We start from the raw sequence: 26,187 nt of genomic DNA on the forward strand, positions 1-26,187 counted from the left end.
AAGATGCCTACTATAGCAACTGACCGCCTTTTTCAGAAATTGCACTTATCATGCGAATCTAAGTTGGAATAGCTCACCATCAAATGCACCATAGATGATACCATTATCTCCAAGCATCAAAGTGACATATCCATTACTGCATTCACCAAAAGGAATCAGTTTGCATGAAAACCTTTTACACCACCACATTGAGCCAAAAATTTTAAATAAATGGGAAATACTTGATATCCTTCTTGGGTAATGAAGCTCAGACATTTCTCTAATTCAATAGGTTTTTGGGAAAACTCACCATATTTCTTTGCATTTTTAATTGATTTTTTCATGATCATTAATTTCATCTGATTATTTTTATAATCAAGTTAGTATGTTATTTTGTTTAAATTATCTATATATCCATTATAAATATAATTCTGCTTGGAAGATAATTCTTTCAACCTATCCCCAAAATCGCCGCTTCAGCCGCTTCTCCACTCATCAATTTCTCTGTTGCACCATCATAATGAATTTTCCCATCCACAATCAGTAAAGAACGCGGAGCGATTTTTGCTGCGTCATCGAGATTATGAGACACCATCAATAGAGTGATTTGGCGATCACGACAGATTTTATCCAGCAACTCCAGCATTTCATTACGTAAAGCAGGATCAAGCGCTGAAAAGGGTTCATCCAGCAATAAAATAGGCTGATGGCGAACCAAGCAACGCGCTAATGCTGCGCGTTGTCGTTGACCGCCAGAAAGTTGAGCGGGTAAGCGAGAGAGGCATTCCTCCAGCGATACCTGAGTAGCGATCTGCTGGAGTGTTTGCTTTTGTTCAGTATTTAATCGTAATCCGGGGTGTAAACCTAAACCGATATTTTGCGCAATGGTTAAATGGGAAAACAGATTGTTTTCCTGAAACAACATAGAAACGGGCCGTTTGGAAGGAGGAGTATTCGTGTGATCTTCATTATTCAGCCAGATTTTGCCATGCTCAGGAAATTGGAAGCCTGCCATTAAACTTAATAAGGTGCTTTTGCCTGCTCCGCTTGGGCCAAGGATCGCAATGCGTTCCCCGGCTTTAACGTTCACGTCAAACTGCATGGCAAGATGTTCGTAAGTATAAGTGACATTATCGAGTTTAATCATGGCGTCGGCTCGGTAGACGTTCAATAACAGTGAATAAAATAAAGCAGAGAAGAAGCAGTAAGAAAGCGGTGACTGCACCATCCTGGCTGCGATATGCCCCAATTTGTTGATAAAGATAGAAGGGCAGAGTACGGAAACCTTCGTTGCCAAATAGTGCAACAACACCAAAATCACCAATTGACAGTACACAAGCGAAAGCCAGTGCTTGTGCCAATGGGATTTTCAGTGCTTTAAGTTCAATGAGACGCAGCCGATGAATCCCCTGAATATTGAGGGAAAAGCACAGGGGGTTGTAGCGTTCAGCCAGATCGCGCATTGGATTTTCTAATACTTTTAGAGCATAAGGGATCGCCATCAGTGCGTTGGTCAAGATAACCAATCCGTAAGGTGATTGGGGAATGCCAATGGTTGTGTTCAATAGAAGGAAAAAGCCGGTAGCAAGAACAATGCCCGGCATGGCAAGAATCAGCAAACCGCTGGTTTCCATCGCTTGGCCCCAGCGAGATAAATGACGTAAACGTAATTCGCGGCTGCTCCATAGCAGCATCATGGTCAGCACGACACAGAGTAATCCGGCACCCAGTGCAATAACGATGGAAGTGATAAGAGCCTGCCATAAAGCGGGCTGGCTCAAGACAGTGAAAATACTCAGGTTCAGTCCATCGACAATGACGGCTAGCAAAGGAGGCAGCAGAAGCAGTAATGCCATGCAAATGAGTAAACCATCAGTGAGTTTTCTCAGCCATGAATCCTGTGGATTACGCCATTTTTGTTGATGGCTGTAACCGACAGAAAAGGTGCCTTTGAGTTTTTGGCTAAGTAATACCAAACTGAGGCAGCAAAAAAGTTGTATCAGGGCGAGCAGGGCTGCTTGAGAGAGATCGTAGTCATAACTGATTGCCTGATAAATAGCCAGCTCGATAGTGGTAGCCGCAGGGCCGCCACCTAATGCGAGTACTGTGGCGAAACTGGCAAAGCACAGCATGAAAATCAGTGCGGCTGTCGGTAAAATTTGGCGGCGCAGATAAGGCCACTCCACAAAACGAAAATGTTGCCATTCACTCATACCAAGCTGGGCAGCAAGTTGCCTCTGTTCAATGGCAATATTTTCCAGAGATTGCAGCAACAAGCGTGTTGCCATCGGCATATTAAAGAAAATATGCGCCAGTAGAATTCCTTGCAACCCATAAGGTGTAAAACGGTATTCAACCCCTATCCATTGGGAAATATTTGCCAGCCAGCCGGTTTGACCATAAACAGTGAGAATACCAAACAGAGCGACCAAAACAGGAAGGATTAATGTCATCGCGCATAAGCGCAGAAACAGCATTTTGCCCGGAAAATGGCGGCGATAAAGCGCCCTTGCCAGGAAAATGGCGGGTATTACCGATAATACGGCAGATAAGAATGCTTGCCAGAAGGTGAACTGAATGACATGCCAGAGATAACTGTCATGCAAGAATGTCTGCCAGTCGCTTTCAGGCGCATTGAACCACAGCGTCCCAAATGCTGACAGGGCAACAATAATTAACAGGCCGGAGGCAATAACCCCCGGCAATATCCAACCCGCAATTAACGGCTGACAGCGCTTTGCCATATACGGATCCATTTGGTACGGTGTTTTGCCACATCATCTGCATTAAATAACAGGGATTTTTCAGGAACTGTGAGTTGCTTGAAAACCTCAGGCAAAGGAATATCAATCACGGGGTACATCCATTGGGTCGTCGGGAGAGCTTGCTGGAATGCCGGCGATACCATGAAATTCATGAACTTTTGGGCCAGTTCAGGCTGTTTGCTTGAGGCTAATTGAGCTGCGACTTCAATCTGCAAATAATGCCCTTCCTCAAATATCGCCGCCGCATAGTTGCCTTTTTTCTCTGACATGATGTGATAACCCGGTGAAGTGGTATAGCTCAGCACCATATCACCTTCACCTTTCAGGAACAGGCCATAGGCTTCACTCCACCCTTTCGTGACAGTAAGCGTTTTTTTGGCTACTTTCTGCCACTCCTGCGCGGTGTTATCTCCATAGAGATCCTGCATCCAGAGCAGGAAGCCCAAGCCCGGAGTGCTGGTGCGCGGATCTTGATAAATAATCTTCCAGTTCTGGTGACTATTGATTAATTCATCCATACTTTTTGGTGGATGAGGTAAGGTGTTTTTGTTGTAAATGAAGGCAAAATAACCGTAATCGTAAGGAATAAATGTTGTATTGTTCCATGAGATGGGTAATTTCAGTTTTGATACATCAACATGGCTTGGCGCGAACAATCCTGTTTGTTGGGCGGCTTGGATCAAGTTGTTATCCAATCCCAGCACGATATCTGCTGATGTTTTTTTGCCTTCCATTCTCAAACGGTTCAGTAGGGATACACCATCTTCCAGAGCAACAAGTTTCAGTTCACAACCACACTCTGCTTCAAAGGCTTTTTTAATGGCTGGGCCAGCCCCCCATTCAGAGGCAAATGAATCATAAGTGTAAACTGTCAATGTTGGTTTCGATTGAGATGCTTGGGCAAAGACACAGGCAGAAAGCGATAGCGTACTGATGGCGATAAAACTGAAAAATAATTTCTTAAACACTTTGCTCTCCTGTAGTTGTGAACATTAGTTATGAACAACAGTTGTGGATATTAGCCATTAACGTTCGTTATTAGCCGATTGGCAAAGGATCTGAGAAGGTGCTAAATGAAAATTACTTATTTTATATCAACGATTAGCGTCTCAAATCCCTACGCCGGTACTAACCGGTTCAGGTTCGACGGGTTTGTTCTCAGCAAAACTGTTTCATTACAGCCGCACCCCGTTGAGATGGCAGTATTGTAGAGACTTAGGCTACGTCTGCAAAGTCCAATCATAGAGGTTTACCGCTTGAGATGAGTGTGAAACAATTAGCCATCTTTTCAAATGTATTTTATCGAGAGGTAGTCTGGTGATCGATGATGATGGCTACCGCCCGAATGTAGGAATTGTAATTTGTAATCGCCAAGGCCAGGTTCTATGGGCCCGTCGTTATGGGCAGCATTCCTGGCAGTTTCCTCAGGGGGGTATCAATCCGGGGGAATCACCAGAGCAAGCGATGTATCGCGAGTTGTTCGAAGAAGTTGGTTTAAGTCGCAAAGATGTACGGGTTCTCGCCTCGACCCGTAGTTGGTTGCGTTACAAATTACCCAAGCGTTTGGTGCGTTGGGATACAAAGCCTGTTTGTATTGGGCAAAAGCAACGCTGGTTTTTATTGCAGTTGCTGTGTAATGAAGCAGATATTAATGTGCAGCTCAGTAAAACGCCGGAATTTGATGGCTGGCGTTGGGTTAGTTATTGGTATCCTGTCCGGCAAGTAGTTTCTTTTAAACGGGATGTATACCGCCGCGTGATGAAAGAATTTTCTTCCATTGTAATGCCAGTGCAGGAATCTGCTTCACAGATACATTCACCTTATTTACATCGTCGCAGAAGAAGTTAGGTAATTGTTATGCTCACGCGCTTACGGGAAATTGTCGAAAAAGTGGCTATGACAGCTAATTTATCTGAAGCGCTTGAGCTGTTGGTCGATGAAACTTGTCAGGCAATGAACACGGATGTCTGTTCTATTTATCTGGCAGATCATCAGCGACATTGTTATTACCTAATGGCAACCAAAGGGTTGAAAAAACCCCGGGGTCAAGCGATCAGTCTGGCCTTTGATGAAGGCGTCGTGGGCGAAGTCGGACATTTGTCTGAATTAATCAACCTCGCAGATGTTCGAGAACATCCTAGTTTCAAATATATCCCCCAAGTCAAGGAAGAAAGCCTGCGGGCTTTTTTAGGTGTGCCTATTATTTATCGCCGTCAGTTGCAGGGAATATTAGTTGTTCAGCAACTTGAACGGCGGTTGTTTGATGAAAGTGAAGAATCTTTCATGGTGACACTGGCGACGCAGCTTGGTGTTATTCTTGCTCAGGCGCAGACAAAAGGACTATTTGGTCGGTATCGTCAAACCCGTATTAAGGCTCTCGCTATTTCTAATGGCATAGCTATGGCTCAGGGATGGCAAGATCGCTCACAACCTTTGCTGGATCAGGTATCTGAGGCATTAACGCTGGATTATCAGGCTGAACGGTCAAGACTGACTCGGGCCTTGGAACAAACTACAGCGGAGTGTCGCCGGATTAGTAAGCGTTTCACTGTGAGTTCACAGAAAGAAAGTGCTGCCATTTTTGATCTCTATTCTCATTTATTAAATGATCCCCAACTCAAGCAAGATCTGTTTTATTCCGTCGATAATGGTTTTATGGCGGAATGGGCGATCAAAGTCGTGATTGAAAAATACGCTGAACAGTTTGCTAGTTTGCAAGACCCCTATATGCGAGAAAGAGCGTCTGATCTGCGGGCGCTTGGGCAGCGGGTATTGTTTCATCTGGATGATTCTTTCGCTGGCGCTGGTCAGTGGCCGGAACGCTTTATTCTGGTTGCCGATGAACTTAGTGCCAATTTGTTGGCTGAAATGCCGCAAGAACAGCTAGTTGGCGTGATTGTGCGTGACGGTGCGACTCATTCCCACTCTGCGATACTGGTTCGTGCAATGGGGATCCCGGCTATTATGGGAGCGGATATCCAACCTGAACTACTGCATAACCGGACGCTTATTCTTGATGGCTATCGCGGAGAAATTTTCGTTGAGCCAGAGCCGCTTATCGCCCAGGAATATCGACAGATCATTGAAGAAGAACAAGTCCTCAGCAAGCTGGCCGAAGGTGAACAGCAGCAGCAAGCACAGCTCAAGAGTGGTGAACGCGTTTTAGTACAACTTAATGCCGGCCTGAGTTTAAAACATGAGCAGCAAATAGCGGATAGTATTGATGGCGTCGGGCTATACCGCACAGAAATCCCCTTTATGCTGCATAGCGGTTTTCCATCAGAAGATGAGCAAAAAAATCGTTATCAGGAGATGCTGGCGCTTTTTCCTGATAAGCCTGTTGTGTTGAGAACACTGGATATTGGTGCTGACAAACAACTTCCTTATATGCCCATTAGTGAAGATAATCCCTGTCTCGGCTGGAGAGGAATTCGTATCACTCTGGATCAACCTGAGATTTTTCTTATTCAGCTTAGGGCGATGCTGAAAGCCAATATACACACCGGCAATCTAAAAATACTTTTGCCAATGGTGACAAGTATTGAAGAAATTGATGAAGCCCGAAAACTGATTGAAAGAGCGAAAGTTGAGGTTGAGCAAACCATCTCTGACATAATCCCCATGCCCCAGATTGGTATCATGATTGAAGTGCCATCTACGATTTTTCTGTTGCCGCAGTTAAAGAAGCGGGTTGATTTTGTCTCTATTGGCACGAATGACTTAACCCAGTATTTACTCGCAGTGGATCGCAACAATACCCATGTCGCCTCACTATATGATAATTTACACCCTGCGGTGATTAGGGCGCTAAAACTGGCCTTTGATGAATGCCAACGCCTTGATCTTCCTATCAGCATATGTGGTGAAATGGCGGGTTTACCGATGGGGGCATTAATATTACTTAGTTTAGGTTATCGTAGCCTGAGCATGAGCGGCCGAAGTGTTCCACGCACCAAATATTTGTTGCGCCAATTGGATGTTAACAAACTCGAAAGTCTTATAGATGTGGTACTGAAAGCCGAAACCAGCCAGCAGGTAAAAACTTTGTCAGCCGAGTTTATGGAATCGCATGGGCTGGGAGGATTAATCCGAGGCGGTATTTAGCATTAAACCAGCTCAAAACCTCTTGGAATAGGCACTGGAGTTAATTCAAAAACACCGTAAATTTTATGTCTGAAATTCTATGTCTGACGATAAGGGCGGAGAACAGTCACTTGGCTATGCTATTATTTGTCTCGAGTTATTCAAGCAAAATAATTTATTCGCATAAGATAATTTATCTGCCACATCATTCATTCACACAACATTACTTTTAGCGGGGAACGATGAGCACTAGCTATCTGGAATTTCCTAAAATTGACCCTGTCATATTTTCAATCGGGCCCGTATCCCTCCACTGGTACGGTTTTATGTATCTGGTTGGCTTTGTTTTTGCTATGTGGTTGGCAAATCGCCGTGCAGCAAAACCAAACAGTGGCTGGAACAAAACTGAAGTTGAAAATTTGCTGTATGCAGGTTTTGTCGGGGTTTTCGTCGGTGGACGCCTCGGTTACGTTCTGTTTTATAACCTGCCAATGTTTCTTGATAACCCTCTTTATCTGTTTAAGGTTTGGGATGGCGGCATGTCCTTCCACGGTGGGCTGGTAGGGGTTATCTGCGCTATGTGGTGGTTTTCCCGCCGGACTAAACGTCATTTCTTACAGGTCTCTGATTTCATTGCTCCATTGGTTCCTTTCGGTTTGGGCATGGGGCGTATCGGTAACTTTATCAATGGCGAACTGTGGGGGCGTGTCACGCTTGATACGCCATGGGCGATGTTGTTCCCGAGTTCCCGCAGCGAAGATATCGCATTGGCGACAACTGATCCTTCTTTATGGCCGATTTTGGAAAAATATGGTGTCCTGCCTCGCCATCCGTCACAGTTATACGAGATGGTGCTTGAAGGTATTGTGCTGTTTATCATCCTCAATTTATTTATCCGTAAACCACGCCCGATGGGAAGCGTTTCAGGTCTGTTCCTGATTGGTTACGGCGCATTCCGTATAATAGTCGAATTTTTCCGCCAGCCCGATGCGCAGCTCGGGTTGTTTGAAGGGATTAGTATGGGGCAAATCCTTTCTGTTCCAATGATTCTGGTCGGAATTTTAATGATGGTATGGGCGTATAAAAGCCCTGGCAACAAATCTCGAAACAACGATTCCCGAAACAACGATTCCCGAAACAACAAGGTACAAGAGGCAAAATGAAACAGTATCTGGATTTAATGAAAAAAGTGCTGGAAGAAGGCACGGCAAAAGATGATCGTACCGGTACGGGAACACTCTCTATCTTTGGTCATCAGATGCGTTTCAATTTGCAAGAAGGTTTCCCGCTGGTAACAACCAAGCGTTGTCATCTTCGTTCCATCATCCATGAACTGCTTTGGTTCTTAAATGGTGATACCAATACCCAATATCTGCATGATAATGGCGTGACCATCTGGGATGAATGGGCTGACGAAAATGGCGATTTGGGGCCTGTTTACGGTAAACAATGGCGCGCCTGGGGCTCGGCGGATGGTCGTCAAATCGATCAATTAACCCAAGTTATTGAACAATTGAAAAGTGATCCTGATTCACGCCGGATTATTGTTTCCGCATGGAATGTTGGCGAGTTGGATAAAATGGCATTGGCGCCATGCCATGCTTTTTTCCAATTCTATGTGGCCGATGGCAAACTGTCCTGCCAGCTTTACCAGCGTTCCTGTGATGTGTTTTTAGGATTGCCATTCAACATTGCCAGCTATGCTTTGTTAGTGCATATGATGGCTCAACAGTGTGATCTTGAAGTGGGTGATTTTGTTTGGACAGGTGGCGATACCCATCTTTACAGCAATCATATGGAACAAACTAAACTTCAGTTAAGCCGTGAGCCACGCGCATTACCTAAATTGGTTATTAAGCGCAAGCCTGATTCATTGTTTGATTATCGATTCGAAGACTTTGAAATTGTGGGTTATGATCCACATCCGGGCATTAAAGCCCCAGTCGCGATTTAAGAAACGATACCAATAGTTTCTTAACATAATACCAAATTATTAAAGAGCGGGTTTTGCCTGCTCTTTTTACATTTATCGTCGGTGATTCTCAATATGAAAAACTAGTTGCCTGTCAGTTTTGCGTGTTGCTTCCCAAATAAAATGAAAGAAATTATTTTGTCGTTATTTTTCCCTGAAAGCTCTTCGCATAATGCAATAAATCGTCTTTCTATTTTTCTATGAATCAAAGATATTTGCGCCGAAATAACCACTCCTTAATTATAGAAGGGATAGGTGTATAAGAGATTGATATGGGAATAATTATTAAGACGATAAATACTAAGAAAGAAAATTGTCCCGAAAATAGTTTATTAAATTGCAAAGTAAACAGGCGATTAAACAGCCCTGAACAATCAGGATTTACATTATTGGAGTTATTGATAGCGATGCTCATTATCTCCATTAGTTTATCTTATGGGCTGTATTATTGGGGGCAATATCAAAACCGGCTGCGTTTGCAATCAGCAGTGCACAATGTTTTGTCCTTTATGGAAAGGCAACAGGCTTTGGCAAATTATCTGAACCAGGATCGTACACTATGGTTAGTCATGGGGCATTCTTGGTGTCTGATATCTTCTGTGACCAAGGTATCTGATTGTGGTGCAGAATATGGAGAACGGGTTAATGCTCCTCATGGTGATGTGTTTTTGACGTCATCTACGACTGAGCGCATTGATTTTTATGGCATTAGGAACACGGCAATGCCGGCCAGTTTCATACTGGCAAATTCTGCGGGTGAAATTAGTATTGTGATTTCGGGACGCGGTCGGATTAGAACGTGCAGTAATACAATTAGCCAACTTCCTGATTGTGAGGGAATAAAAAATCCATGATGCTGGCTACTTTTCGCTTTAAAACTGCGTTCTGGTTTAAACAAAAACAGGCAGGCTTTTCCTTGTTGGAGATAATGGTAGCCATGTTGATTAGTAGTGTTATTTTTATTGCCATGACTAAAACTTATCCGGTTTTATCTGGTCAGGTTTTCGATCTCTATCGTAAATATCGGCTGCATTATTTGGTGAATAGAACCGTTTATTTGATGGAAAAAGATATCCGGCGGGCAGGTTATTGTCAGGATAAAAAACAGTGTGAAGGTGAGCCATTGATGATTAAAAATAAGAATACAGAACCTGCCAGTTCCTGTTTTATTGTCGCTTTTGATCTCAATTTAAATAATCGATGGGAAAAACCTGATCATGTTGAGTCCGAGTTTTTTGGCTATCGTCTGAATAACCGGGCGCTTGAATGGAAAAGAGGGGCGGGTGATTGTCAGGAAAACGGTTGGGAAAGGTTATTTGATCCTAAAGAGATTGTGATTGATGTTTTTCACCTTGAAAAATTACAGGCAAAAAAAGGACTGATTTTTGTCACTCTGTCCATTAAAGCTCATTGGCTGAAATCTTCATCTATTGTCTATCATCATCAAACGACAATCCGGCTACGTAATGTCAGGGAATAAAGAGGATATGGCAAACAAGCAGCAGGGAAATATTTTGCTGGTATCGATAATAATGTTATTGGCACTGAGCTTAATGATGTTGAAATCGCTCCACTATCAACAAGAAAACGCGATGCTTATGATGTTGGATGAACAACATTATCTGAATGCTTTTCTGCGGGCTGAATCCTCACTGGCATGGGGAAAGGTACAGCCATGGCAAATCAATCAGCAAGAAATAGACGATTGGTTTTGTTTGCAACAGACAGAGTTTAATTTGAAAAGCTGTTTAAAACGTTATTCAGATGAGTTTTTTTTATTAAAAGGAATTGCGTCATTCACCTCAGGGGAAAATATTGAACTTTATCAATGGATGAAACAGATGAAGCAATTAAATCAGGATACACTTATTTCTGTTGGACTGATTCCTGTTGAAAGTGGTTGGTTGGATTTTTGCCCTGTTTCTCAGGTTGAGTTTTGTTTATGAAAAGGAACCTTCACCTCGGGCGACAAGAAGGCATGAGTCTGCCAGAAGTTCTGGTGGCATCTGTTGTATTTGCGATCTCGTTATTAGGGTTAATGCGCTACCATCAGGCATTGTCGGCAAATTTCCAGCAATATTGGGGGCAACTTAAGGCAATCCGTTATGCTCATGATCAGTTGGAACAGTATGAACGTTTGGAAGGGCAAATAGGCTCGGGTAAATCAGAGGGAGAAACGGCGTCAAGTCAGAAATGGAAAATGGAGTTTCAACGCGAGTTTCACTCTTTGGTATGCTTTCAGGTAACGGTTAAATTGACAGTATATTACAATAAACCAAATAAATTAGAACGCTGGTTTTGTGCAAGTGGGAGCATTGATGTTTAGAGTTTATCATTCAAATCAACTCGATCTTCTCAAAGAGTTGATGGCGATATTGATCGGGGAAAACCCCCTTTCTGACCCATTTGGCAAAGAAGTGATTCTGGTTCAAAGCCCGGGGATGTCACAGTGGTTGCAGATTCAATTGGCAGAGAAACTGGGCATTGCCGCGAACATGGAATTTCCACTTCCCGCGACTTTTATCTGGCAGATGTTCACTCTGGTATTACCTGATATTCCTAAAGATGGTGCCTTTAGTAAGGATGCCATGAAATGGAAGTTAATGATGTTGTTGCCTGAATTGTTAACAGAACCCGAATTTTCGGCCCTCAGGCACTATCTTGATCAGGATATCGATAAACGCAAAATTCACCAGTTAGCGGGTCGGGTTGCGGATCTATTTGACCAATATCTGGTTTATCGTCCGCAATGGTTAGAAAATTGGGAAAATGGTCAATTAATTGATGGCTTGAGCAGCAATCAATTGTGGCAACAAAGACTCTGGTCTGAACTGACAGAGTATACTCGTCAGCTACAACAACCGCTGTGGCATCGCGCCAATTTATATCAGCGGTTTATCACGACGCTGGAAAGTGGAAATTTTCCGTTGGGGAATTTGCCTCCGCGTATTTTCATTTGTGGGATCTCCACGCTTCCCCCTGCTTACCTGCAAGTATTTAAGGCATTAGGGCAACATATTGATATTCATCTTATGTTTACCAATCCGTGCCAATATTATTGGGGAGATATTCAGAGTTATGCGTTTCTTGCCAGGCTAACTAGCCGTAAACCCAAACATTATAAAAACAGCCAATTACTGGAGAGATTCAAAGATCCAGATAATGCCCCGTCACTCTTCAATGAAGAAGGGGAGCAAAATCTGAATAACCCACTATTGGCATCCTGGGGAAAATTGGGGCGGGATAATCTCTACCTGCTGTCACAATTAGAACCAGATTCCGATGTTCATGCTTTTGTTGAATTGGAAACTGACTGTATCTTGCACCAAATCCAACGAGATATTTTTAATCTTGAAGATCATGCTCAGATTGGATCTACGGATAGTACTTTCAGAAACAGTTTAAAAAAACGCCCGTTCGATAATACTGATCGCTCTCTGACTTTTCACTCGTGCCATAGCCCACAGAGGGAAATTGAAGTGTTGCAGGATCAGCTCCTGCATTTGTTGGATGACGATCCCTCGCTGACACCGAGGGACATTATTGTGATGATGGCTGATATTGACAGCTATGCCCCCTATATTCAGGCAGTTTTCGGTAATGCGCCGGATGATCGCTATATTCCTTTTGCCATTTCAGACCGTAAGGCGCGTCAGGCTCATCCTGTTTTACAGGCATTTATTACTTTGTTGGATTTGCCGCAGAGCCGATTTACGGCTGAACAGGTATTGGCATTATTGGAAGTGCCGGCTTTAGCCAGTAAATTTGCCATTCAGGAAGAAGGATTGCGTTTATTGCGGCGTTGGGTGAAAGAATCGGGGATCTGTTGGGGACTGGATGATGACAATATTGAAGCATTGTCTTTGCCTGCCACGGGGCAGAATACCTGGCGTTTTGGCCTGACACGAATGCTACTGGGTTATGCGATGGATAGCCACGCAGGGCCGTGGAATGATGTTTTGCCTTATGATGAATCCAGTGGTCTTGCTGCTGAATTAGCCGGGCAACTGGCTGAGTTTTTAATGGAATTGAATCGCTGGCGGAAAATTTTGGGTGAAGAGCAGCGATTGGTGGATTGGCTGGCAGTCTGTCCACAATTGTTGGAGACTTTTTTTGAAGCCGATGATGAAATTGAACTGGTATTGGCGCTTATCACGCAGCAATGGCAAAAAGTGATTGATAATGGCCTTAATGCACATTACAGCGAAAAAATTCCTTTGGTGCTATTGCGGGATGAATTGGCGCTTCGTTTTGATGATGAGAAGATCAGCCAGCGTTTCTTAGCAGGATCGCTTAATTTCTGTACCCTGATGCCTATGCGTTCTATTCCTTTTAAGGTTGTTTGCCTGCTGGGAATGAATGACGGCGTTTATCCGCGCACAATCCCTCCACTTGGGTTCGATCTGATGGTGGAAAAAACACAGCGGGGGGATAGAAAACGGCGCGATGATGACCGTTATCTCTTTTTGGAAGCATTAATTTCGGCTGAGCAATTTATTTATATCAGCTATATCGGCAAATCGATTCGGGATGATACCGAGTGTAACCCATCTGTTCTGGTCAATGAGTTACTGGATTATGTTTGCCAGAGCTTTTGCCACTCGGGTGATGAAATGCTGAATGTTGATGACAGTGCGAGAAATGTCAGAAATCATTTACTTTCACAGCATACTCGTGTTCCTTTTGCGACAGAGAATTTCCTGCCCGACCATTACTCACAAAGTTATGCCGCCGAATGGCTGCCTGCGGCAGCACAGCAGGGAGTCTCAGGGATTGATTTTTGCCAACCGATTGCATTTGATCGCGGTGAAGTAAAAGAAATTGCATTAGATGAACTGATCCGTTTTTATCGCCACCCTGTCAGGGCCTTTTTTCAGCAGCGGCTAAAAGTACACTTTGTTATTGAAGAAATGGAGTTACCTGAAGAGGAACCTTTTGTACTGGATAATCTGCAACGTTATCAATTTAACCAACTGTTGCTCAGTATCTTGATAGAGCAGGGCGATCCGGAATCTTTGTTCCATCATCTCCGGGCATCGGGGGGATTGCCATACGGCTCTTTTGGCGAAGTCTATTGGGAAGAACAGTTGGAATCCATGCGGCCATTGGCGGATAAGGTACGTGAAGAGAGAACCGAGTCTTTTTCTATCGACTTATATGAAGAATTAGACAGCGTGATATTGGCCGGAAAAATCAATCAGGTACAGCCCGATGGAATTTTACGTTGGCGTCCGGCGAACTTAACGGCCAATGATAGTATCCAATTATGGATTGAGCACCTTGCCTATTGTCTTTCAGGTGGAGCCAGCGAAAGTCGCATGTATGGAACAGGGAAAAAGGATAAAAGGGAGAAAGAAAGTAAAAAGGTGCCGGATTGCCGATTCTTACCGCTAGGGCGAGATGAGGCGAGAAAATACCTGAATCAGATGGTAGAAGGGTATTTTCAAGGCATGTCTGAGCCTCTTCCGCTATTTTGCCGAAGTGGTTGGGCATGGCTGGCTGATTGTTTTGACAGGGAAAATCAGGAAATTAACTTTAGTGAGGAAACTCAACAAAGTGCTGAAAGTAAATTGATGGAGCAATGGTTGGGGACACATGACAGAAAAGGTGAAAGTTACGATCACTATATACAGCGGGCTTTCCGGCAAGTTGATCAATCACTTTTAGAGCGTATGAAGCGCGAAATTCAGAGCTATTTGTTGCCTATGGCTCGTTATTCAAATGGCTCGTTGTTCAAATAAATAGGGAGAATATTAGGTTATGCCTAAGTATATCGTTCGCATCATGATGATGCTCTTTCTGCTGCTTTGTGGAGTAACGGCATATGCTCAACCGCTGTGGCAACCGTTGCCGGATACAATTCACAAGAGCAATCGCGATCCTCGCCAATATGAAGCCATTCAATTGCAAAATGGCATGACAGTCCTGCTGGTTTCCGATGCAAAAGCGATTAAATCATTGGCTGCCGTTTCGATTCCGGTCGGTCATATGGAAAATCCGGACAATCAGCTTGGTTTGGCCCATTATTTGGAACACATGGTATTAATGGGTTCCAAACGCTACCCACAACCAGGTAATTTTGCTGAATTTCTGCAAAAACATGGGGGAAGCCGTAACGCCAGTACAACTGCCAACAGCACCTCATTCTATTTGGAAGTTGAGAATGGTTCCTTAACTGAAGCGGTTGATCGTCTTGCAGATGCGCTGGCAGAACCTTTGTTGAACCCAGTCAATGCTGATCGTGAACGCAATGCTGTTGATAATGAAATGACCCTCGCTCGAGCAGGTGAAGCGCATCGTATATGGCAAATCCGTGCTGAAACCATCAATCCCGCTCACCCTAATGCCCGCTTTGCTGGTGGAAATTTAGAAACGCTTAAAGATAAACCAGACAGCAAATTACAGACCGCACTGATTGATTTTTACCAACGCTATTACTCCGCCAATTTGATGAAAGGAGTTGTGTATGGCAACCAATCAATCGATAAGTTGGCTCAGATGGCGACGGAAACCTTTGGCCGCATTCCGAACCGACATGCTTCAGTACCTGCTATTACAGTGCCGGCAATTACCGATAAAGAAAAAGGTATCATCATCCATTATGTGCCTGCACAACCCCATAAAGCGTTGAGACTGGAATTTAGTATCGCTGACAACAGTGCAGATTTTCGCAGTAAAACAGATGGATATGTTGGGTATTTGATTGGTAACCGAAGCCAGAATACCTTGTCTGATTGGTTGCAGAAGGAGGGACTCATCGAAAGTATTGACGCTGGAGCAAGCCCCAAAACTGATGGTAATTCCGGGACGTTTGTGATTTATGTTTCGCTGACGGATAAAGGGCTTGAACATCGTGATCAAGTTATAGCCGCTATTTTTTCTTATATTAACCTGCTGAAACAACAGGGTATCAATAAGAGCTATTTCGATGAAATGACAAAGGTTCTTAATTTGGCATTTCAATATGCGTCAATTGTGCGGGATATGAACTACATTGAAGGGTTGTCCAATGCCATACAAGTATTGCCAATTTCCCATGTGCTGGATGCGGGTTATGTGGCGGATACCTTCAAGCCAGAAGCGATAGCCAGCCGTTTGGATGAATTAACGCCTGAAAATGCGCGTATCTGGTTTATCAGCCCAACAGAGCCATATAACAAAGAAGCTTACTTTGTGCAGGCTCCGTATCAGGTCAATAAAATTACCCCGAAACAGTTGGCGGACTGGAAACAGCTCGAGCAAGGCGTTTCGTTCTCTTTACCTAAATTGAACCCTTATATTCCTGATAATTTATCCCTGATTAAAACATCGGGTCACCAAAAACACCCTAAAATGATTTTGGAAAAGCCAAATGTTCGCTTGCTGTATATGCCGAGCCAATATTTTGCGGATGAACCTAAAGGCAGTATTGCTCTGGAAATGCGTAATCCTAATGGATTGAAGAATATTAAGGATCAGCTTTCAGATACATTATTGAGCTATTTGTCCGGGCTTGCGCTTGACCAACTGGGTTATCAGGCATCAGTCGGAGGAATGGGCGTTTATACGGAATATGTCGATGGTTTGGGGATCGGTGTCAGTGGTTATACGCAACATTTACCGGAGTTGTTAACTTCAGCAATTAATCAATATATTTCGTTTACGCCGACTCAGGAAGAATTGGCACAAGCGAAATCATGGTATCGGGAGAAACTTGAAGTCTCCAATAATGGCAAAGCCTTCCAAATGGCTATGCAGCCAATTTCTCGCCTTTCTAGCGTACCTTACTTTGAACAGGCCGAAAAATTGAAGGTACTGGATACCATCACCATTGACGATATTGTGAAATATCGCCAGATGATGATTCAACATGCTGCTTTACAAGCGCTTATCTTCGGTAACTTTACGGAGCAGGAGAGCATTAATATCGTTCAATCAGCGCAGAAGCAGCTCGCTAATCAGGGTACGGTATGGTGGACGGGCGATCACATTGTGATTGATCGCAATTATGCTGTTGATTTCAAAGGAACTGCGAACAGTACAGATAATGCTTTGGCTGAAATTTATATCCCGACAGGGTATGACCGTATCCATAGTAAAATTTACTCCAGTTTGCTGAGTAGCATTTTGTCACCGTGGTTCTATGATCAATTAAGGACGACAGAACAACTTGGCTATGCGGTCTTTGCTTTCAATCAGCAGATAGGAGAACAGGGGGGGTTAGGTTTTCTGTTGCAGAGTAACAGTAAACAACCCGATTACTTGCACCAGCGCTACCAAAGCTTCTATCAGCAGGCAGATAAAAAATTGAAAGCGATGTCTGATGCTGAGTTTGAGCAGTATAAAAAAGCACGTCTGACAGAAATGCGTCAGCCGCCAGAGACGTTCTATTCAGAAGCCGCACGTTATAATTGGGATTTTGGGCGCAATAACTTCAAATTTGATACGAGAGAGAAAAACATTGCGGTCATGGAAAAAGTCACGAAAGCACAACTGATTGAGTTCTATGAAAAAGCGGTTATCAAGCGTCAGGGACTGGCATTGACTTCCCAAATTACCGGGAAAAAAGGCACGGCTCATCAATATGCTGATCAATATGCTGAACTGAAAGGATGGAAAACTTACAATTATGTGTCAGATTTCCAGAAACAATTACCGGTTAAGGTGAATGCTCAGTGAGCAAAGAAATACCCGATCACCAGATACAATCTCATAAACTTAACCCATTAACATTGCCGCTGTATGGTCAGCGGCTGATCGAGGCTTCAGCAGGCACAGGAAAGACCTACACAATAGGTTTGCTTTATCTTCGTCTGTTACTGGGACTGGGCGGCTCTGCCGCCTTTTCCCGACCGCTGAATGTTGAGGAGATTCTGGTTGTTACTTTTACTGAAGCGGCAACGGGTGAATTGCGCGGGCGCATTCGCGAAAATATCCATCAGCTTCGCTTGGCGTGCATACGGGAAGAAACTATTCAGGAAGAAGCTATTCAGGAAGGAACAACTGTCAGCGATCCGGTTTATCAGCAATTGTTGGATGAGATTTCTGATAAAAAAAACGCCGCTAGTTGGTTATTAGCCGCTGAACGCCAAATGGACGAAGCGGCGGTTTATACCATCCATGGTTTCTGTCAGCGAATGTTGGTTCACAATGCGTTTGAATCCGGTGTGTTGTTTGATCAAACGTTAATTCAGGATGAGAGCCAACTGCGTAAACAAGGCTGCGCCGATTTCTGGCGGCGTCACTGTTATCCTCTTCCATTGCCGATCGCCTCAGAAATAAGCCGAATATGGAGTGGGCCGGAAGCATTGCTGAAAGATATCTCTGATTATTTGCATGGGGATATGCCGTATATCGTCAATGCGCCTGATGGTGATGAAACACTGTTTAGCCGTCACCAGAAAATTATTGAGCAAATTGATCTGATAAAACGTCAGTGGAATGATGCAGCCGCTGATTTACCCGGCCTTATCGCCAGTTCCGGTGTTGATAAGCGAAGCTATAGCAGTCGGTTCTTACCTAATTGGTTAAGTAATGTCTCTGAATGGGCTAAATCACCGACCAAAGATTATCAGCTTGCCAAGGACTTGGACAAATTTTGCCAATCACGGTTGTTGGAAAAGACTAAAAAAGGTGAAGCTCCACGGCATCCTCTGTTTGAGGCTATTGATGCGTTATACCAGCATCCACTGACTCTGAAAGATATCATTATCGCTAAGGCGATTGTTGAAGTTCGCCAATCTGTCAATCAAGAGAAGCTGATGCGTGGCTACATGGGGTTTGATGACTTGCTGACCCGTTTGGATAGTGCCTTGAGGCGTGCTGGTGGGGAACATCTGGCAGCGACTATCCGCCAACGTTATCCCGTCGCGATGATTGATGAGTTTCAGGATACTGATCCCCAGCAATATCGCATTTTTCAGGCTATATATCGCGCTCAATCAGAAGACAAGTCAGCAGAGTCCCCATCATCAGAAAATGGCTTACTGTTCATCGGAGATCCTAAGCAAGCGATTTATGCGTTCCGTGGTGCGGATATCTTTACCTATATTCGGGCACGTTCCAGTGTTAAAGCCCATTACACGTTAGAGACTAACTGGCGTTCTTCCGCGCCAATGGTGCAAGCCGTCAATAAACTGTTTTCCCGAACAGAACGCCCATTTTGGTTTGAACAGATCCCATTCATTAATGCCAATGCAGCAGAAAAAAATCATGGGCTGAAATTCTCTTTACATAATGAGGAGCAGGCTGCGCTGCGATTTTGGTTACAACCCGGTGAGGGGGTTTCCAAAGGGGAATATGAACAGAGCATGGCGCGGTTGTGCGCTGCCCGAATTCGGGATTGGTTACAGGCAGGGCAAGAAGGCAAGGCACTGTTGTGTAAGAAAGAAATGTGTCAGACAGAAATGTGTCAGGCAGAAAAAAGCCGTCCCGTTATAGCGGCAGATATTACGGTATTGGTGCGTGATCGACGGGAAGCCTCATTAATCCGTAAGGAATTAAACGCATTAAAGATACCATCGGTATTTCTTTCCAATCGGGAAAGTGTGTTTGATACACCGGAAGCTAAAGATCTACTTTGGTTGTTACAGGCGGTTTTATCGCCGGAAAAGGCCCGAGAACTGAGAAGCGCATTAGCCAGTAGCTTATTTGGTATGAGTGCACAGCAAATTGATCAACTGAATCACGACGAAGCTGCGTGGGATCGTCTGGTTGATGAATTCGATGGCTATGCCCGTTTATGGCGCACACGTGGTGTATTGCCGATGTTGCGGGCGGTGATGGTGAAATATCAGATAGCGGAAAATTTGCTGGCCGGCGATGACGGTGAACGTCGGCTTACTGATGTGATGCACATTGGGGAGTTATTGCAGGAGGAATCCCAGCAACTGGATAGCGAACACGCTGTTGCCCGTTGGCTGGCGCAGCAGATTTCCCGCCCTAATCCACAATCAGAAGCCCAACAAATGAGGCTGGAGAGTGATCGGAATTTGGTGAAAATCTGTACTATCCATAAATCAAAGGGGCTGGAATATCCATTGGTTTGCTTGCCTTTTATTTGCAGTTATAGGAAGCAGAAACAGGCGGTTTACCATGATCGCCGTAATTTTGAGACTCATCTCAGCATTTCACATGATGATGAAAAACTGAAAGAAGCGTTGGAACTGGCTGATGAAGAGCGTCTGGCAGAGGATTTACGCTTACTCTACGTTGCATTAACCCGTTCAGTTTATCACTGTAGCATTGGTGTGGCTCCGCTTATCAAGGGAAATAGAGGAAAAACGGGGGAGACCGATTTACATTTGTCTGCCTTGGGATATCTATTGCAGAAAGGTCAGAAAGGCGATGCGGAATTGCTGGTGGATAGCTTAAATGAACTTTGTGATGACAGCATAGAAGTTGAGCTGGTGGGAGAATCTGCTGATGAGCCATGGTGCTCACAAAGTGAAATTCCTTTTTCGCTGGAAGCCCGAAGATTTCAGCGCTCCATTCGGGATGATTGGCGAGTGACAAGCTATTCAGGTTTACAACATTCAGCTTCCCACGCTATTTCAAATGCTGTTTCCCATGAACGCACCAGCGCATTTGTGGAGTCAGTTGATGTGATCGTGCAATCCATCGCTCCGAAGCTGGATATTGACGCCCGAGGTGAAAAACATGAGGAACAATCGTTGCAGATGACCCCGCATACTTTTCCACGTGGAGCATCTGCGGGAACTTTTCTGCACAGTATTTTGGAGGATTTGGATTTCGCTAATCCCCCTGATCAAACGTGCCTGACAGAAAAGCTGGCAGCATCAGGGTTTGATGAAAGTTGGGCACCCGTGTTGGAACAGTGGGTGAAAGATATTCTGAGCGCAGAATTGAATGGGCAAGGAATGCAGCTTGCCAGTGTACCTCGCCATCTTCAGCAAAGTGAAATGCAGTTTTATTTACCAGTGGATAAGTTACTGCATTCAAAAGAGATGGATGCCCTGACTCGTCGTTATGATCCGTTGTCAGCACAATGTGCACCGTTGGCCTTTTATCAGGTCAAGGGGATGTTAAAAGGATTTATTGATTTGGTTTTTTGCTGGCAGGATAAGTTTTACGTCGTGGATTATAAATCAAACTGGCTGGGAGAAAGTAGCCAGTCCTATACGCAGGAAGCGATGGCTAAGTCTATGATAGAACATCGTTACGATTTACAGTATCAGCTCTATACGTTGGCTCTGCATCGTTATTTGCGTCATCGATTAGCTCACTATGATTATCGTCAGCATTTCGGCGGGGTAATATACCTATTTTTACGCGGTATTGATAAGAATAACCCCGGACATGGTATTTATCACTATTTACCGCCCTTTGAATTTATTGATGAACTGGATACGCTTTTCAGCGCTGTGGGTAAGGAACAAAGCGTATGAATTCCATGATGTCATTATTGCAACATGCCGTGAGCCAGAAGTTGTTGCGACCGCTGGATGTGCAGTTTGCTTATGCGATGATTGAAGATGAAAATCCTCTTTTATTGCTGATTATGGCCTTGTTAAGTGCTGAATCAGGCGCGGGACATGTTTGTTTACCCCTCGAACGGATTTCACCAAAATATTTATTTGAAGGCAGGCAGCCAGAATTAGCCGCTTCGCTTTGGTCTTTAACGGGAGAGCCTGATCAACAGCAGATTATTGCAGCTTTGCAGGCATGTCCGGCAGTGAGTACGGGGGCGTTTCCTGCGCCGATAATCCTTTCGCTACAGAATGTTTCTGATTACCGTTTATATTTGCAACGTATGTGGCAAAGTGAGCGGCGTGTGGCAGATTTCTTTTCCACTGTTGAATTGACTGATGTTCCTGATGAAATGCAGTTACGCCGCATTTTGGATGAGCTTTTTGGTGTCACTGTTGAAGGGGAGATTGATTGGCAGAAAGTTGCGGCAGCCGTTGCGGTAACAAGCCGTATTTCGGTTATTTCTGGCGGGCCGGGAACAGGAAAAACAACGACCGTGGCTAAGTTGCTGGTTGCCCTGATAAAACTGCATGAAGGGCAGCCATTGAGCATTCAATTGGCAGCGCCAACGGGTAAGGCAGCGGCGAGGTTAACTGAGTCTCTCAGGGAAGCAGTAAATAAATTGGCTTTAACCCCGGAACAATGGCGTAACATTCCAGAACAGGCGCAAACCATCCATCGTTTACTGGGTGCGCAACCTGATAGCCAGAAGCTCCGCTATAATCGCAGTAACCCTCTTGCCCTTGATATTTTGATCATTGATGAAGCCTCTATGGTGGATTTACCGATGATGGCACATTTGATTGATGCTTTACCGTCGCGGACAAAAGTGATTTTTCTGGGGGATAAAGATCAGTTGGCATCGGTCGAAGCCGGCGCGGTATTGGGGGACATTTGCCGCTTTGCTGAACAGGGATATAGCGCTAAACGTACAGAACAATTAGGGCGATTAACCGGGTGCCAGTTAATGCCTTATTCTATGTCGCATTCTATATCACATTCTGATGATAAACTTTTCGCCGTGCAGGATTGTCTATGCCTGTTACGTAAAAGTTATCGTTTCAATGCGGCTTCTGGCATTGGAAGGCTGGCATCGGCAGTTAATCAGGGAAATCGTGCCGGAGTATCTGCAGTATTGAAGCACCCTTTTCCCGATGTTTCCTTTAACCCTCTTTCAGGGGATGAAGATTATCAGCGTTTATTGACTGAAACTGCTGCGGGTTACTCCCCATATTTGGCGATGGTGAATCAACGGGCTTCAGAAAAAGCCATTTTGGCGGAGTTTAACCGTTTTCGGTTATTGTGTGCATTAAGGGAAGGGCCGTTCGGGGTTATGGGGTTAAATCAGCGAGTGGAGCAACTGCTGCACAGAAAAGGAATTATAACGCTACCCAGAACTATCGAGAATCGGGGCTATTCCGGGCGTCCGATCATGATACTACGTAATGACAGTACCCTCGGACTGTTTAACGGCGATATCGGGATTATGCTCAGGAATCAGAATAATGAACTGAAAGCTTATTTTCAGTTATCGGATGGGCAGATCAAAGGGTTCCAGCCGAGTCGATTGCCACAACATGAAACGGCTTATGTGATGACGGTGCACAAATCTCAGGGTTCAGAATTTGAACATACGGCATTGGTATTACCGACTCAATATTCACCGATAGTCAGCCGGGAATTGGTGTATACCGCACTGACCCGAGCGCGGGAGAAATTAACCCTTTATGCCCATAAGCCCGTGTTGGACAAGGCTGTGGCTACGGCAACACAGCGCCGGAGTGGGTTGGCAGAATGGCTAAATCAGCCGTGAAACCGTTTATTTGGCCAAGGTTGTTATAACCAAGGCCAAAGTAAATAGAGTCAATGCAACTAAAACCTCTGGCAAGGCCAGTGTGACTACAAATTCAGCATCAAAATTTTGGAACGGCGCTGGTAGTTATACAGGGCTTGCTTTTCCACTGGCAATGTCTCAATGCCCGCGGGTTCAAACCCTCTCTCTTGAAACCAGTGAATACTGAGAGTTGTAAGTACAAAGATTTTTTCTAACCCTATTTGTTTAGCCTGATTGATAATGGAATTTAGCAATATTTCCCCCCGGGAAGAGTTCCGATAGTCTGGATGTACAGCAACGCAGGCCATTTCCCCTATTTTTTCATCAGGATAAGAATACAGGGCCGCACATGCGATGGTGACGTTATCGAGTTCTATCAACATGAACTTATCAATCTCCATTTCCAATTGTTCCCGTGAACGACGCACCAAAATGCCTTGTTGTTCCAATGGGCGAATAAGCTCAAGAATGCCGCCAATATCATTGATATTGGCACGACGAATCTGTTCGGAACGCTCCATAACAATTTGAGTACCGATACCTCCACGGGAAAATAACTCCTGAATCAGCGAGCCATTTTCCTGATAACTGATCAAATGGCTGCGGCGAACACCACGGCGACAGGCTTTGATGGCTCCCCTCAAGAAACGCACTGTTCCTGAATAGTGATCATCGGAATTTTCCAGTTCATGCAGGCGGTTTTCTCCTTCATTGGGGAACATTTCTGATAATGTATTGCCTTCAGTATCAAGCACTCCCTGCGATGAACAGAAACCAATCAATTTCTCCGCCCTTAATTTAATCGCCAGTTGCGTTGCAATCTCTTCAGTTGTCAGGTTGAAACTTTCTCCCGTAACGGAAACGGCAACAGGCCCGATTAACACAATCGCGTTATTGTCCAATTGTTGGTTGATGGCATCTTCATCAATACGACGTATTCTGCCACTGTGGCAATAATCGACCCCATCATCAACGCCCAAGGGCTGGGCAATAATAAAATTACCGCTGACAACATTAATATGTGCGCCTTGTGATGGGGTGTTGCTCAGGCTCATGGAAAGACGCGCCGTAATATCCAGTTGTAACAGACCGGCAGCCTGTTTGACCAAATCCAGCGTTTTGGCGTCAGTTACCCGGGTGTGTTTGTGATAAAACGGTTGGTGATTGTGTTCGGCAATATTTTGTTCGATTTGTGGGCGAGCACCATACACAACGATTAAACGAATGCCCAAATTATGCAGTAATCCAATGTCGTTGACGATATTGGAAAAATTATCATGGGCGATGGCTTCACCTCCCAGCATAATGACAAAGGTTTTATCTCGGTGTGCATTGATATATGGAACCGAGTGCCGGAATATTTCAACTAATTCGGTACTGCGCTCTCTCATGAAATCCTCCCCGAGTGAATTTTTATTCGAATTTTTTGTATTTTTATTCTTTTTGAAAAGAAATGGCAAGCGGAAACATGGATAAAAATAACGTTATTATTTATATTGGTATAAATAACTTGAGAGAGCAAAAAATGCTTTTTTTGATGACAGCGATTCGTTAATTAATTAGAGTTCCTGCCTGACTATTATGTTGGGTAAAGATTACTGCGTTTGGTTGTTTTTAAATGGAATAAACGATGAGTCATTCAGACCATAATTCTTCACGTCGTCGTCTGTTGAAAGGCGCAGCCGCTGTATGGCTGTTGAGTATTAGTCCTATAGGCCAGGCAGCAAATTCAAAAGTGATTGCTGTCCGTATTTGGCCTGCATCAAGTTATACCAGAGTGACGTTGGAGTCTAATATTCCAATCAAGTATCGCCAATTTTCTCTCTCAAATCCTAGCCGTATTGTTATTGATTTACAGGGTGTCCAGCTTAATAGCGTTTTGAGCAGCATGGGAACACAGGTTCAGCGACGCGATCCTTACCTGAAATTGGTGAGAGCCGGACAATTTAATCCTAAAACGGTGCGTTTGGTTTTTGAAATTAAACAGCCAATTTCTCCGCATATTTTTACATTGCCACCGATTGCGAAATTTAAGCACCGTTTGGTATTAGATCTTTATCCGAAAAAGGCCGCTGCGGTGGATGATGATCCTTTACAGGCTTTGCTTGAAGAGTACAACAGCGGGGATTTAGAAAAACACTTGCCTGCGAAAACACGCAAACCGGGTAAGGCCGGGAAAGACAGGCCAATTGTAATTATGCTCGATCCGGGGCACGGTGGTGAAGATTCAGGGGCGATTGGAAAATATAAAACCCGCGAAAAAGATGTTGTGTTACAAATTGCTCGTCGTTTACAGGCGCTCATAAGACGTGAACCCGGCATGAAAGTTTACATGACCCGCAACGAAGATGTGTTTATTCCGTTGAAAGTTAGGGTGGCGAAAGCGCGTAAAATGCAGGCTGATCTCTTTGTTTCTATTCATGCGGATGCCTTTACGAACCGCTCTGCTCGTGGTTCATCCGTATTTGCATTGTCAACTAAGGGAGCAACCAGTAATACTGCCCGTTTTCTGGCTCAGACCCAAAACGAGTCTGACTTGATTGGGGGAGTGAGTAAAAGCGGTGATAGATATTTGGATCATACTATGCTGGATTTGGTTCAGACCGCGACTATCAACGATAGCCTGAAATTTGGTGATGAAGTGCTCAAGCGAATGAACAAAATTAATAAACTGCATAAAAATAGTGTCGATCAGGCGGGGTTTGCGGTATTGAAAGCGCCAGAAATTCCCTCCATTTTGGTGGAAACTGCGTTTATCAGCAACTTGGAAGAAGAGCGTAAACTTAAGACAGCCAAATTTCAGCAACAAGTAGCGGAATCTATTTTTGCTGGCATTAAGGCTTATTTTAAAAGTGGCGCAGAATTGGCACGGCGGTGAAATATCCGCCTTAAATACTTATAGTCAGAGTTAAAATAGCCAGACTTAAAAAATTTTAAATAAGATTTGGGAACAGTTGTGAAAACCAGATAAGTAATAAGAGATGAAGATTAAGGAAGTAATAAAAGGAAGTATTGATAAAAGGAAAATTGGTTGCGGGGGCCGGATTTGAACCGACGACCTTCGGGTTATGAGCCCGACGAGCTAC

The 26,187-nt window shown here is 44.3% G+C and carries 18 protein-coding genes and 1 riboswitch; of the genes, 13 read left to right on the top strand and 5 right to left on the bottom strand.

The genetic code is table 11. From position 1 onward, the window contains the following. Nucleotides 1–155 precede the first annotated feature (155 nt). From AB204_RS22835 to thiB, 4 genes are all read right to left on the bottom strand, one after another. On the bottom strand, nt 156–323 hold the full coding sequence (locus AB204_RS22835; protein ID WP_161796575.1) for a hypothetical protein: 168 nt from the start codon (nt 321–323) through the stop codon (nt 156–158). Between the two features lie 107 nt (nt 324–430). Then, the gene (gene thiQ / locus AB204_RS14965; RefSeq protein ID WP_047964175.1) at nt 431–1,126 is read right to left on the bottom strand and encodes a thiamine ABC transporter ATP-binding protein ThiQ; all 696 of its coding nucleotides are present in this window, start codon (nt 1,124–1,126) and stop codon (nt 431–433) included. After that, on the bottom strand, nt 1,119–2,723 hold the full coding sequence (thiP, locus tag AB204_RS14970; RefSeq protein WP_047964176.1) for a thiamine/thiamine pyrophosphate ABC transporter permease ThiP: 1,605 nt from the start codon (nt 2,721–2,723) through the stop codon (nt 1,119–1,121). The genes thiQ and thiP overlap by 8 nt, the downstream gene beginning before the upstream one ends. Further along, entirely contained in the window at nt 2,699–3,712 is a 1,014-nt protein-coding gene (gene thiB, locus AB204_RS14975; protein WP_047964177.1) for a thiamine ABC transporter substrate binding subunit, read from the bottom strand. The genes thiP and thiB overlap by 25 nt, the downstream gene beginning before the upstream one ends. Before the next feature lie 128 nt (nt 3,713–3,840). Continuing rightward, nucleotides 3,841–3,945, bottom strand: a riboswitch (TPP riboswitch). Nucleotides 3,946–4,061: 116 nt separating this feature from the next. Between thiB and rppH the strand changes: the two genes are divergently transcribed. The 12 genes from rppH (at nt 4,062) to recD (ending at nt 23,080) form a co-directional block, all read left to right on the top strand. After that, nucleotides 4,062–4,592: an RNA pyrophosphohydrolase gene (rppH, locus tag AB204_RS14980; RefSeq protein WP_047964178.1), complete on the top strand. Its 531-nt coding sequence runs from the start codon at nt 4,062–4,064 to the stop codon at nt 4,590–4,592. A 9-nt stretch (nt 4,593–4,601) separates the two neighbouring features. Beyond that, a complete protein-coding gene (ptsP, locus tag AB204_RS14985; RefSeq protein WP_047964179.1) occupies nt 4,602–6,848 on the top strand; it encodes a phosphoenolpyruvate--protein phosphotransferase in 2,247 nt (748 codons plus the stop codon). A gap of 221 nt (nt 6,849–7,069) precedes the next feature. Further along, nucleotides 7,070–7,990, top strand: a complete 921-nt coding sequence (gene lgt, locus AB204_RS14990; protein ID WP_047964180.1) for a prolipoprotein diacylglyceryl transferase — start codon at nt 7,070–7,072, stop codon at nt 7,988–7,990. Beyond that, nucleotides 7,987–8,781: a thymidylate synthase gene (gene thyA, locus AB204_RS14995; protein ID WP_047964181.1), complete on the top strand. Its 795-nt coding sequence runs from the start codon at nt 7,987–7,989 to the stop codon at nt 8,779–8,781. The genes lgt and thyA overlap by 4 nt, the downstream gene beginning before the upstream one ends. Before the next feature lie 290 nt (nt 8,782–9,071). Next, the gene (locus tag AB204_RS15000) at nt 9,072–9,653 is read left to right on the top strand and encodes a prepilin peptidase-dependent protein (protein ID WP_084728588.1); all 582 of its coding nucleotides are present in this window, start codon (nt 9,072–9,074) and stop codon (nt 9,651–9,653) included. Further along, nucleotides 9,650–10,279, top strand: a complete 630-nt coding sequence (locus tag AB204_RS15005; RefSeq protein WP_047964182.1) for a prepilin peptidase-dependent protein — start codon at nt 9,650–9,652, stop codon at nt 10,277–10,279. Before AB204_RS15000 ends, AB204_RS15005 begins: the two co-directional genes overlap by 4 nt. Nucleotides 10,280–10,286: 7 nt before the next feature. Then, entirely contained in the window at nt 10,287–10,745 is a 459-nt protein-coding gene (locus AB204_RS15010; protein WP_235428100.1) for a YgdB family protein, read from the top strand. Continuing rightward, nucleotides 10,742–11,125, top strand: a complete 384-nt coding sequence (locus AB204_RS15015; RefSeq protein ID WP_047964184.1) for a prepilin-type N-terminal cleavage/methylation domain-containing protein — start codon at nt 10,742–10,744, stop codon at nt 11,123–11,125. Before AB204_RS15010 ends, AB204_RS15015 begins: the two co-directional genes overlap by 4 nt. Continuing rightward, nucleotides 11,118–14,540 (top strand): exodeoxyribonuclease V subunit gamma, encoded by a 3,423-nt coding sequence (gene recC / locus AB204_RS15020; protein ID WP_047964185.1) that lies wholly within the window; start codon nt 11,118–11,120, stop codon nt 14,538–14,540. The genes AB204_RS15015 and recC overlap by 8 nt, the downstream gene beginning before the upstream one ends. Before the next feature lie 19 nt (nt 14,541–14,559). After that, nucleotides 14,560–17,457, top strand: coding sequence for a pitrilysin (ptrA, locus tag AB204_RS15025; RefSeq protein ID WP_047964186.1), 2,898 nt, complete (start codon nt 14,560–14,562; stop codon nt 17,455–17,457). Next, a complete protein-coding gene (recB, locus tag AB204_RS15030) occupies nt 17,454–21,185 on the top strand; it encodes an exodeoxyribonuclease V subunit beta (RefSeq protein WP_047964187.1) in 3,732 nt (1,243 codons plus the stop codon). The genes ptrA and recB overlap by 4 nt, the downstream gene beginning before the upstream one ends. 5 nt (nt 21,186–21,190) lie before the next feature. Then, nucleotides 21,191–23,080, top strand: a complete 1,890-nt coding sequence (recD, locus tag AB204_RS15035) for an exodeoxyribonuclease V subunit alpha (RefSeq protein WP_200898251.1) — start codon at nt 21,191–21,193, stop codon at nt 23,078–23,080. Between the two features lie 86 nt (nt 23,081–23,166). Here recD and argA read toward each other — a convergent pair whose 3' ends face one another. Then, complete coding sequence (gene argA / locus AB204_RS15040) at nt 23,167–24,492, bottom strand: amino-acid N-acetyltransferase (protein WP_047964189.1); 1,326 nt, start codon at nt 24,490–24,492, stop codon at nt 23,167–23,169. Nucleotides 24,493–24,731: 239 nt separating this feature from the next. On the opposite strand from argA, the gene amiC reads away from it, so the two are divergent. Continuing rightward, nucleotides 24,732–25,979, top strand: a complete 1,248-nt coding sequence (amiC, locus tag AB204_RS15045; protein ID WP_047964190.1) for an N-acetylmuramoyl-L-alanine amidase AmiC — start codon at nt 24,732–24,734, stop codon at nt 25,977–25,979. The last annotated feature ends 208 nt before the right edge of the window (nt 25,980–26,187 follow it).

It is taken from the genome of Xenorhabdus khoisanae (assembly GCF_001037465.1).
GTDB classification, from domain to species: domain Bacteria; phylum Pseudomonadota; class Gammaproteobacteria; order Enterobacterales; family Enterobacteriaceae; genus Xenorhabdus; species Xenorhabdus khoisanae.

Excerpts from the sequence above, each read along its gene's own strand:
- ptrA (WP_047964186.1), top strand. The coding sequence starts at position 14,560 with ATGCCTAAGTATATCGTTCGCATCATGATGATGCTCTTTCTGCTGCTT.
- thiP (WP_047964176.1), bottom strand. The coding sequence starts at position 2,723 with ATGGCAAAGCGCTGTCAGCCGTTAATTGCGGGTTGGATATTGCCGGGG.
- thyA (WP_047964181.1), top strand. The coding sequence starts at position 7,987 with ATGAAACAGTATCTGGATTTAATGAAAAAAGTGCTGGAAGAAGGCACG.
- AB204_RS15015 (WP_047964184.1), top strand. The coding sequence starts at position 10,742 with ATGAAAAGGAACCTTCACCTCGGGCGACAAGAAGGCATGAGTCTGCCA.
- AB204_RS22835 (WP_161796575.1), bottom strand. The coding sequence starts at position 323 with ATGAAAAAATCAATTAAAAATGCAAAGAAATATGGTGAGTTTTCCCAA.
- AB204_RS15005 (WP_047964182.1), top strand. The coding sequence starts at position 9,650 with ATGATGCTGGCTACTTTTCGCTTTAAAACTGCGTTCTGGTTTAAACAA.
- lgt (WP_047964180.1), top strand. The coding sequence starts at position 7,070 with ATGAGCACTAGCTATCTGGAATTTCCTAAAATTGACCCTGTCATATTT.
- thiQ (WP_047964175.1), bottom strand. The coding sequence starts at position 1,126 with ATGATTAAACTCGATAATGTCACTTATACTTACGAACATCTTGCCATG.
- recC (WP_047964185.1), top strand. The coding sequence starts at position 11,118 with ATGTTTAGAGTTTATCATTCAAATCAACTCGATCTTCTCAAAGAGTTG.
- AB204_RS15010 (WP_235428100.1), top strand. The coding sequence starts at position 10,287 with ATGGCAAACAAGCAGCAGGGAAATATTTTGCTGGTATCGATAATAATG.
- ptsP (WP_047964179.1), top strand. The coding sequence starts at position 4,602 with ATGCTCACGCGCTTACGGGAAATTGTCGAAAAAGTGGCTATGACAGCT.
- amiC (WP_047964190.1), top strand. The coding sequence starts at position 24,732 with ATGAGTCATTCAGACCATAATTCTTCACGTCGTCGTCTGTTGAAAGGC.
- AB204_RS15000 (WP_084728588.1), top strand. The coding sequence starts at position 9,072 with ATGGGAATAATTATTAAGACGATAAATACTAAGAAAGAAAATTGTCCC.
- recD (WP_200898251.1), top strand. The coding sequence starts at position 21,191 with ATGATGTCATTATTGCAACATGCCGTGAGCCAGAAGTTGTTGCGACCG.
- argA (WP_047964189.1), bottom strand. The coding sequence starts at position 24,492 with ATGAGAGAGCGCAGTACCGAATTAGTTGAAATATTCCGGCACTCGGTT.